The organism is Variovorax sp. 01T439_2, assembly GCF_056398445.1.
In genome coordinates this window covers 1-1,573 of sequence record NZ_JBFTPJ010001162.1, presented here as the reverse complement: position 1 = coordinate 1,573, position 1,573 = coordinate 1, and the positions used below count along the sequence as shown (strand labels likewise).

At 66.9% G+C, this 1,573-nt stretch carries 3 protein-coding genes; 1 reads left to right on the top strand and 2 read right to left on the bottom strand.

The features are described from left to right. Positions 1–311, bottom strand: a 311-nt coding sequence (locus tag AC1DOC_RS33070) for an alpha/beta hydrolase (RefSeq protein ID WP_478131497.1), incomplete at its 3' end; no start/stop codon positions are given. 183 nt (positions 312–494) lie between these two features. On the opposite strand from AC1DOC_RS33070, the gene AC1DOC_RS33065 reads away from it, so the two are divergent. Next, positions 495–1,409: a LysR family transcriptional regulator gene (locus tag AC1DOC_RS33065; protein WP_018905052.1), complete on the top strand. Its 915-nt coding sequence runs from the start codon at positions 495–497 to the stop codon at positions 1,407–1,409. Between the two features lie 17 nt (positions 1,410–1,426). Here the strand turns inward: AC1DOC_RS33065 and AC1DOC_RS33060 are convergent. Further along, on the bottom strand, positions 1,427–1,573 hold a 147-nt coding region (locus AC1DOC_RS33060; protein ID WP_478131498.1), incomplete at its 5' end, for an OsmC family protein.

The window sequence follows — 1,573 nt, the reverse complement described above, 5'->3', positions numbered from 1 at the left end:
GCATAGCCCACTTCGATGGGCTCGGGGAAAGGCGACTCGGGCGCCAGCGGATAGTCCACCGACACCACCACCGCGCCCGCGCCGGCCAGCAGCCGGGCCACGTTGCGCCCGTTGTCCAGGTTGCCGCAGATGAAGGTGCCGCCATGGAAGTGCAGCACCAGCGGCACCGTCTCGCCGCGCGGGCGCTGTCCGTAGATCCGGGCGCCCACGGGCTCGCGGCCGGGCAGCTCGATCGACAGATCGGCTTCCACGCCTTGCGCCGCGGCGAGAGCAGCGGCTTCGGCAGAGCGGGACGATGGGCGCGGTGACATGGGGGCAACCTCAGGAGGATTGGCGATAGTCGAAATATAAGGCGGCCAGTGTGGCGTTAAACAGGCAAGCTGCCCCTACTCTGTTTCCAAACAGCTAACAATCCAGGAAACGCCGGGGATTGTCACCTTGTGTGAGAATCCGCGTCCTCCCGGCAATGGCCGGGCTCCCAGGAACAGTCATCAATGGATCAAATCCAGGCAATGCGGATCTTTGTCCGCGTGGTGGAAGCGGGCACGTTCACCCGGGCGGCGGACTCGCTCGCCCTGCCCAAGGGGACGGTCACCAAGCAGATCCAGGCGCTGGAATCGCGCCTGCGGGTGAAGCTGCTCAACCGCACCACGCGGCGAGTGACCGTGACGCCGGACGGCGCGGCCTACTACGAACGCGCCGCGCGCCTCTTGAACGACTTCGACGACATCGAAGCCAGCATGACCAATGCGCAGGCCAACCCGACCGGGCGGCTGCGCATCGACGTCGGCACCTCGGTGGCGCGGCAGATCATCCTGCCCGCGCTGGCCACCTTCTGCGACCGCTACCCCGAGATCCAGGTCGACCTGGGCGTGAGCGACCGCACGGTCGACCTCATCAGCGACAACGTCGACTGCGTGATCCGCGCCGGCGAGCTGAGCGACCAGTCGCTGGTGGCCCGGCGCATCGGCACGCTGCACTTCGTGACCGTGGCCTCGCCCGCCTACGTCAAGCGCTACGGCATTCCGCAGCATCCGAACGACATCGAGAAGCGCCACCACGTGGTGAGCTATTTTTCGGGCACCACGCGGCGCATCTATCCGCACGAGTTCAGGAAGGGCGACGAATACATCGAGCTCAACGGTCCCTACCGCGTGTCGGTCAACGAGAGCAACGCCCACATGGCGGCGGTGCTCGGCGGCTTCGGCATTTCGCAGTGCATCACCTTCATGGCGGAGCCGCTGCTCGCAAGCGGCGAGCTGGTCGAGGTGCTGCCCGACTGGCAGCGCGAGCCGCTTCCGATCCACGTGGTCTATCCGCCCAACCGCCACCTGAGCGCGAAGGTGCGGGCCTTCGTGGACTGGGCGGCGGAGCTGTTCGCGAAGAACCCGCGGCTGCAGCGGCGCTGAACTGCGCCTGACGCGCCTCAACCGGCCGGAGCGAACACCGGCTCGCAGCGCACTTCGGTCTTCACTGAGTTGGCGATGAAGCACTCTTCGTGCGCGCGGTGGTGCATGTGCTCGACCTGCTCGCGCGTGGGCAGGTTCTCGCCGGAGAACGTGACCTCGGGACG